The organism is Actinophytocola sp. (assembly GCF_035634895.1).
Taxonomy (GTDB): Bacteria; Actinomycetota; Actinomycetes; order Mycobacteriales; family Pseudonocardiaceae; genus Actinophytocola.
Genome location: NZ_DASQCC010000131.1, coordinates 1 through 6,996, shown reverse-complemented (window position 1 = coordinate 6,996; position 6,996 = coordinate 1). Strand labels below are relative to the sequence as shown.

Here is a 6,996-nt window from a genome sequence, read left to right as displayed (position 1 = left end):
GACCAGCGCGCCGACGGACTGCATCGCGAGCAGCGCGGCCACCGAGAAGCAGGTCAGCACGATCGCGAGCCGCGACTCGGTGAGCCCCGACGCCACCTTCAGTGCGGGAATCCGCACCAGATAGGTGGCGATGAGCAACCCGTTGACGAAGAACACCCCGGTGATCGCCCACCCCGCCCGCGCCGCCACGGGCCCACTCACCGCCCGCTCGCCGGGCACCACCACGGTGGCCTGCTCGGTCATGTGCCGTCTCCCTGTGTCCGGGCGCCCGCACCGGCAGGGGCACCTCACACAGGGACGACGCGGCGCACCCGCCAAATCGACACGCCGGGGTCCTCCACTACGAAGACCGTGCTCGGTCGGGGTGGCGTCGCGGCGCGCGCCGGCGAGCGGCCGGGTCGCGTGTCGCGGCCACGAGCAGGAAGGTCGCGGCGGCCAGGACTCCCGACCACCGCAGGTGAGCCGGGATCCACAGTGCCCCGGCGCCGACCAGCATCGGCGCCTGTGGGGTCGACGTCGCCAGCAGCAGGGCGGCCAGGAGCACGGGAGTGGTGCCGATGCCGGGGTGCTCGACCCCGAGCCGGCGGCCCCAGGCGGCCACGGCCCAGATCACGGCGAGCGCGGCGGCGAGCTCGACCGTGAGGCCGAGGCCGACGGCCCACCGGTCGCCGGCCGGCGCCGAGGGGAGGAAGCGGGCCAGCAGCACCGTCCACAGCGGCCCGACGAGGGCCGAGGCGGCGCCGATGCGCAGCCAGAGCCGGCGGGCCAGGCCGTACGGACTGGCCTGCAGGGTTTCCGCCGCGCCGTCGTCGAGCACGTACCCGCTGCCCAGTGCCAGCAGCAGCCCCAGCACGCGCAGGTCTCCGACGACGTCGTGCGTGTCGCCGCCGCGGGCCGTCAAGAACGCCGCGACCCCGACGACAGCCGCCACGTTCGGCGCCAGGCGCAGGCTGCGCACCAGGTGGCCGCTGCGGACGAGCTGCCACGCCACGGACCGTGTCATGACAGCTGGAGCAGGCCGAGGACGAGCGTGGCGGCCAGGACCGGCCCACCGACGAGAGCCAGCCTCCGCCACTGTGCGCGGTCGCGGTAGACGGCGGCCACGGTGGCGCAGGCGCAGAGTCCGGCCAGGTAGGCGGCATGGAGCCACGGCTCACCCGGCCCCGGCACCCGACCCTCGACGGTGCTCGTCGTCGACCACCACATCCACCAGACACCGTGGTCGATTCGCCCGAACACGACCACCCCGCCGAGGGTCGCGAGGACGAACATGACCACCACGCCACCCGCGAACCGCAGCCAGCGGGCGGCGAGGACGCCGAGCAGCCCGGCGCCGGCGAGGATGAACGGCAGCTGGGCCAGCTCGCCGGCGGACTGCAGGTCCCTGGGCGGGATGTCGCGGACACTCTCGACGAGGACCATCGCACCCGCCGCGATGGCGCCGGCTCCGGCCAGTGGGAGCGCGATACCGAGACACATCGCCCACGTCCGGCGCGTGTCCGTGGTCGGCGTGACGGTCAGCAGCTCCTCGGCCCGGCCGCGGTGGGCACCGCTGGCGACCAGGTTCGCGGCGAAGAGGACGAACAGGGGCGCGAAGAACGCGGCGCCGATGAAGACCGTGCCGTACCAGTAGCCTGCGTGCCGGCCGCCGGTCGCACTGTCGAGCGCGGAGGTCACGATGACGACGACGGGCACCAACCACAGCACGGGATGCCGGGCGAGGCGACGGGCCTCCCGGCCGGCCAGTGGCGCCAGGCGGTGGGAGACGCGGTGGGAGACGGAGTCCGCGGTGGTCATGACCGGGTGACCGCCGGCTCGGGTTCGCCCACGAGCAGCAGGTACGCGTCCTCCAGTGTGGGCGGGATCAGCTCGGCGCCCCCCGGCGGGTCGCCGACGTTGCGGAAGGCGCCGTCGCCGGTGCGCCATGCCGCGAGCGCGGCGGGCGAGCGCCGCGTGTCCGTCCACACGCGACCCTCGGCCTGGGCCGTCAGCTCGGTGGGGGTGCCGGCGAACCGGGCCCTCCCGTGGTGGATCACGGCGATCCTGTTGCACAGTGCGGTGATGTCCTCGGTCTGGTGACTGGACATGACCACCGTGCGCCCCTCGCCGGCCTGGGAGATCATCTCCCGGAACCGCAGCCGCTGCTCGGGGTCGAGGCCGACCGTCGGCTCGTCGAGGACCAGCAGGTCGGGATCGCCCAGCAGGGCCTGGGCCAACCCGACCCGGCGGCGCATGCCGCCGGAGAGTGCCCGGATCCGCTTCGCGCTGACCGACGCCAGCCCGGTCAGCGCGATGACCCGGCGGACCTCGTCGTGCCGGGGTCGCCGGTCGGTCATCTCCTTCAGGATCGCGACGTAGTCGACGAACTCGAAGACCGTGAACCCGCGGTGGAAACCGGCGTCCTGCGGCAGGTAGCCCAGGCGCTCGCGGATCCGGGTACGGTCCTCGGGTCGCGTCGGGTCGCGGCCCAGCAGGGTCACCGTGCCCCGGTCCGGGGCCAGCACGGTGGCGATCGTCCGGAGCAGGGTCGTCTTTCCCGCCCCGTTCGGTCCGAGCAGTCCGGTCACCCCCCGGCCGGCTTCGAGGTCGACGCCGTCCAGCGCCCTCGTCCGGCCGAAGGACCTGGTCACGCCGTGCACGCGTACCGTGGTCATGCGCTTCTCCCCAGCTTGGTCGTGACGGTGTGACGGGTGAGGGCGAGCCAGGCGCCGCCGAGGACGGCCACGGCAAGCCAGCAGAGCTGTGCCCCGGCGCCGAAGGCGACATCGAGGTGACCGGCGACGGCGGCCGGGGCGGTCACCAGCACCCACGCCGACGCCACGACACCGACCGCGACGACGGGCGGCACGCGGGCGGTCAGCGCCAGCGCGGCGCAGGTGAGTCCGGCGGTGGGCAGGAGCCAGCCGGCCGGCCAGTTCGCGCCGGGGAGCGCGAACCCGGCCGCGGCCACGATCGGCACCGTGACCGCCAGGACCGCGGCCGTGCGGATCAGCAGCAGTCGCAGTCCCGAATACGGCGCGGCGAGCCCGATCTCCCGGGTCGGGTCGAGGCCGCCCGCGAAGGCCACCGCGACACCCGCCAGCGGTCCGAGCGGGGCGATCACGAGGAACATCCGCAGGAAGCGCTCGTCGACCTGAGCCGCCGAGGCCGCGAGCGCGAGCACCCCCGCGACGGCCAGCAGCCACGGTCCCCGCAGGGTCGGCGTCGCGGCCACGAGCCGCGCCGTCGCCTCGCCGACGCCGAGCCGGGTCAGCAGCCGTTCGGGCCCGCTCCGGCGGGGTGCGTCGACCCGGTCGACCACCTCGTGCCAGATCGTCTCCGCCCGCCGAGTGTCCACAAAGGACGTGAGACCGTCGCGGCAGGCCGCGCAGCCCATCAGGTGCGCCTCGGCGGACGCGGCCAGGGCCGGCGGGGCAGCTCCCCGTGCGTACCGGTGGATCGCCTCCGGGTCCAGGTGCCAGGTCATGCCGACCTCCCCGTCATGCCAGCCGCTCGCGCAACAGCGCGCGGGCGCGCATCATCCGTGTCTTGACCGTGCCGGGCGGGATGCCCAGCAGCCGGGCGGCCTCCCGGGTCGTCAGTCCATCCAGGACAGTCGCCTGCACGACGGCCCGCAGCTCCGGTGACAGGCTCGTCAGCGCGGCCCCCACGTCGCCGTACTGGACGGCGAGCAGCACGTGCTCCTCGGCCGAGGACTCGACGCCGGCGAACCTCGTCAGCTCGTCGGCCGGCGGCCGGCTTCGCCGCAGCGCGTCGACCAGGCGGCGGATGCCGATTCCCCAGATCCACGCGGCCACCTCGCCCCGGCGGTCCCACCGCCCGGCCGACCGCCAGACCGCCACGAACGTGTCCTGCACGACCTCGTCCACGATCTCCGGCGACGAGCACCGCCGCCCGAGGCGCACCAGCAGCCACGGCAGGTGCCGCCGGTACAGCTCGGCGAACGCCTCCCTGTCGCCGTCGGTGACCGCCGCGAGGAGCTGGGCGTCCTCCCGCGGATCGGGTGGTCGTGTCAGCATGCGTGACCTTCCGGTACCCCCACCTCGGGATACAGGGTCACCCACTGGCCGGCGCACGGCGAGAGGTCGAGGTAGCTCCCATCCACGGGTAGTTGGTCGCACCGAGCGGGCCGAACGGTTCACGGACCGGTCCGACCGTGATCTACTGGGCGATCCAGCCGCGGGCGAGACCTGGCACGATGTCGGACGGGAGATCATCGAGTGGCCGTGAACTGGTGCTACGGCAACGCCGCCGAGGACACGAGGGACAACCGCGGCTGGCTGCTCGGCCACTTCGTCGACCCGGCCGAGGGCGTACGCCACAGCACGGACGTCGAGGTCAAGTGGGCGACCCACCCGGCCGGCGAGCAACGGCACGAGTGGACGTCCGGCGACCAGCGGACCACGCTCCTGGTCCTGGTCCACGGTGAGTTCCGCGTCGACCTGACCGAAGGCAGCAGGGTGCTGTCGAAAGAGGGCGACTACGTCCTGTGGGGACCGGGCATCGACCACTCGTGGGAAGCCCTGACCGACACCGTCGTGATGGCGGTCCGCTGGCCGTCGGCGACGTGAGGGCCGCGCTCAGCCGAGCGCCTCGACCAGCAGGTGCGCGGCCACCGACGCGCCGTCGGTGCGGGTTCTGGCGCCCAGGGCCGTCGCGCGTGCCCGGGTCTCGGGTGCCATCGCCGTCCTGACCGCGACGCCCAGGGCCTCGATGGTCGGCGCCGGACCGTCGGGGACCGCGCCGACGCCCAGTTCGGCCACCTGGCCGGCCCAGTACGGGTTGTCCGCCACCGGGAGAGCCACCACCACCTGCGGCACGCCCGCCCGCGCGGCCGCCAGCGTCGTGCCCGCGCCGCCGTGGTGGACGACGACGGCCACCCTGCCGAACAGGCGCTGCTGGTTGACCTCACCGATGGCGAAGCAGTCGTCCCAGTCGTGCACCAGTTCCGCCCAGCCGCCGGGGACGAGCGCGCGGTGGCCCTGGGCGCGGATCACGTGGATGGCGCTGTCGACGATGTCCGGCGACGGGCGCACACTGCCGAAGCCGACGTACACCGGCGGCTCGCCACCGGCCAGGAACGTCTCCAGCTCGGGCGGGAGCGGGCGTTCGTCCGGCAGGGTCCACGCACCCGTCTGTGTCACGTCCAGGTCGGGGATCGTCCGCCACGGCCCCAATGCCGAGTCCGCCGCCAGCCACGGCCGGTCGGTGTAGACGTGGTCGCGCACGTTGTCCACCGGCGCCAGCCCGAGCGATGCCCGGTGGCCGTTGAGCGTCTCGGCGAACTGCTCGTTCACCTGGCGGGCATCCAGCTCCCACCGCGCCAGGTTGTCGGCCACCGTCGGCTGCGGCCAGCCCGGCCGCGGTGGCGGCGCATGGTGCGGCGACGGCAGGTTGACCGCCGAGTAGCTCACGTACACGTAGTGGATGCCCGCGGCCTCGGCCACCGACCGCGCGCCGATCTGCGCCAGGCCGGCCGCCACCAGCGCGTCACATCCCTGCGCCGCCGTGGGGAAGATCTCGAACTGGGCGTGCACCAGCTCGGTCCGGTACCGGGACAGGTCCGCCGCCGACGGCGGAGCCGTCCCGCCGATCAACGAACGCATCGCCGGCCCGACCGGCACCAGCTCAATCCGCTGGCCCGCCAACCGTTCCACGAACTCGGGGTCGGGCGGGGCACACATCCGCACCGCCACACCGAGCTCCCGTAGCCGCACCGCGAGTGCCACCAACGGTTCGACGTCGCCCCGCGTTCCGTACGTGGACAACAGCACCCGCATCCCGTGTCCTCTTTTCCCTACACGATGTCGATGTCTGCCTCTTTGTGCATCGCTGAGGCCGTCGACGCTCCCTCCGGCTGGAGAACGTCGCGGTAACTACGGTAAGTGTCAGCGTGCCGGCCCGGGGCCGTCTGTGCCCGGCGAGACCCGCGCGGTCTCGATCCTCGACGATCTGAGAGTTGGTCGATGCGTAGTTCGCCCACCCCCGATGTCTCGATCATCTTGCCCTGCGCCGGGTTCGGCACGCGCTTCGGGGCGCCGTACTCGAAGGAGCTGCACTGTCTGGCGCCCGGCGTCACCGTGCTGGACCGCAGCCTGGAGGCCGTCGTCGAGCTGGTCGCGAGCGGACTCAGCGTGCGCCTGGTCGTCGTGTTCGGGACCCACAAGCTCGACACGGTGCGGTATCTGGCGCGTTACGCCGACACCTTCCAGCTCGTCTTCGTCTACCAGCACCACTCGTCCGAACCGGGGCTCGACGGGGCGATCCGGTCCGCCCTGCCGATGACACAGGGGCCGGTGGCCCTCGTCCTGCCGGACATCGTCGTCACCGGCGCGGACAGTGCCAGCAGCCTGCTCGCCGCGTTGCGCCGGACGGAGGTGGCGGGGTGGAGCGTCGTGGCCGCCGAGGAACGGGACCCCGACACCCTGCGGCAGATGGGCGCGCTCGCCGTGGCCGAGGAGGACGGTGTCGTGACGGTCTCGGCGGCCGCCGAGAAACCGGCGGATCCCTCGGACTTCAACGCGTTCTGGGCGATGGTGGCGGTCACCGAGGACAAGGCACACCGGTTGCCCGACGTGGTCACGAAAGGAGTGGACAGCCCGCTGCCCGGTGCGGTCGCGCTCATGGTGGAGCGAATCGTCAACTACAACACCGCCGCGAGCTGACCGCCCCCGGTGGACGGTTTGCACTTTGCCGGGTCGAGACGGAGGACTTTCGGGCAGACCTGGGTGACCACGACTCGTGGTCACCCAATCGCGTGGTGTTAACTGTCCTGACAGACACAAGCGTTCCCCCGACCACGGTGCGACGGCACAACGCAGTACCGGTTCGCCCGCCCCGTCCGGAAGGCCGTCCTCGATGCAGGTGTCCGTCCCCCTGTCGTCCGGCCAACAGCGCCTGTGGACCCTGTGCCAGCTGCACGACGCCGGTCCCGCCTACAACGAGGCCATGGCGTTCACCCTGCGGGGCCCGCTGGACCGCGAGGCGATGCGCCGG

General features: G+C 73.1%; 8 protein-coding genes and 1 pseudogene. 2 read left to right on the top strand and 7 right to left on the bottom strand.

The window, feature by feature from the left end:
* The 6 genes and pseudogenes from VET29_RS19120 to VET29_RS19095 form a co-directional block, all read right to left on the bottom strand.
* Nucleotides 1-243, bottom strand: a pseudogene (locus VET29_RS19120) (hypothetical protein); the annotation flags it as partial.
* 97 nt (nucleotides 244-340) lie between these two features.
* On the bottom strand, nucleotides 341-1,003 hold the full coding sequence (locus VET29_RS19115) for a hypothetical protein (RefSeq protein ID WP_324922192.1): 663 nt from the start codon (nucleotides 1,001-1,003) through the stop codon (nucleotides 341-343).
* Nucleotides 1,000-1,797, bottom strand: a complete 798-nt coding sequence (locus VET29_RS19110) for a hypothetical protein (protein ID WP_324922189.1) — start codon at nucleotides 1,795-1,797, stop codon at nucleotides 1,000-1,002. The genes VET29_RS19115 and VET29_RS19110 overlap by 4 nt, the downstream gene beginning before the upstream one ends.
* Nucleotides 1,794-2,654 carry an ABC transporter ATP-binding protein gene (locus tag VET29_RS19105; RefSeq protein ID WP_324922186.1) on the bottom strand — a complete coding sequence of 287 codons (861 nt, stop codon included), beginning with the start codon at nucleotides 2,652-2,654 and terminating at the stop codon, nucleotides 1,794-1,796. The genes VET29_RS19110 and VET29_RS19105 overlap by 4 nt, the downstream gene beginning before the upstream one ends.
* Entirely contained in the window at nucleotides 2,651-3,466 is an 816-nt protein-coding gene (locus tag VET29_RS19100) for a zf-HC2 domain-containing protein (RefSeq protein ID WP_324922184.1), read from the bottom strand. Before VET29_RS19100 ends, VET29_RS19105 begins: the two co-directional genes overlap by 4 nt.
* Before the next feature lie 13 nt (nucleotides 3,467-3,479).
* A complete protein-coding gene (locus tag VET29_RS19095; RefSeq protein ID WP_324922180.1) occupies nucleotides 3,480-4,019 on the bottom strand; it encodes an RNA polymerase sigma factor in 540 nt (179 codons plus the stop codon).
* Nucleotides 4,020-4,220: 201 nt separating this feature from the next.
* On the opposite strand from VET29_RS19095, the gene VET29_RS19090 reads away from it, so the two are divergent.
* Nucleotides 4,221-4,571, top strand: coding sequence for a signal peptidase I (locus tag VET29_RS19090; protein ID WP_324922177.1), 351 nt, complete (start codon nucleotides 4,221-4,223; stop codon nucleotides 4,569-4,571).
* Nucleotides 4,572-4,580: 9 nt separating this feature from the next.
* Here VET29_RS19090 and VET29_RS19085 read toward each other — a convergent pair whose 3' ends face one another.
* On the bottom strand, nucleotides 4,581-5,780 hold the full coding sequence (locus VET29_RS19085; RefSeq protein ID WP_324922175.1) for a glycosyltransferase: 1,200 nt from the start codon (nucleotides 5,778-5,780) through the stop codon (nucleotides 4,581-4,583).
* A 186-nt stretch (nucleotides 5,781-5,966) separates the two neighbouring features.
* Here VET29_RS19085 and VET29_RS19080 point away from each other — a divergent pair, with 186 nt between their 5' ends.
* On the top strand, nucleotides 5,967-6,665 hold the full coding sequence (locus VET29_RS19080) for a hypothetical protein (RefSeq protein ID WP_324922172.1): 699 nt from the start codon (nucleotides 5,967-5,969) through the stop codon (nucleotides 6,663-6,665).
* Nucleotides 6,666-6,996: the final 331 nt, after the last annotated feature.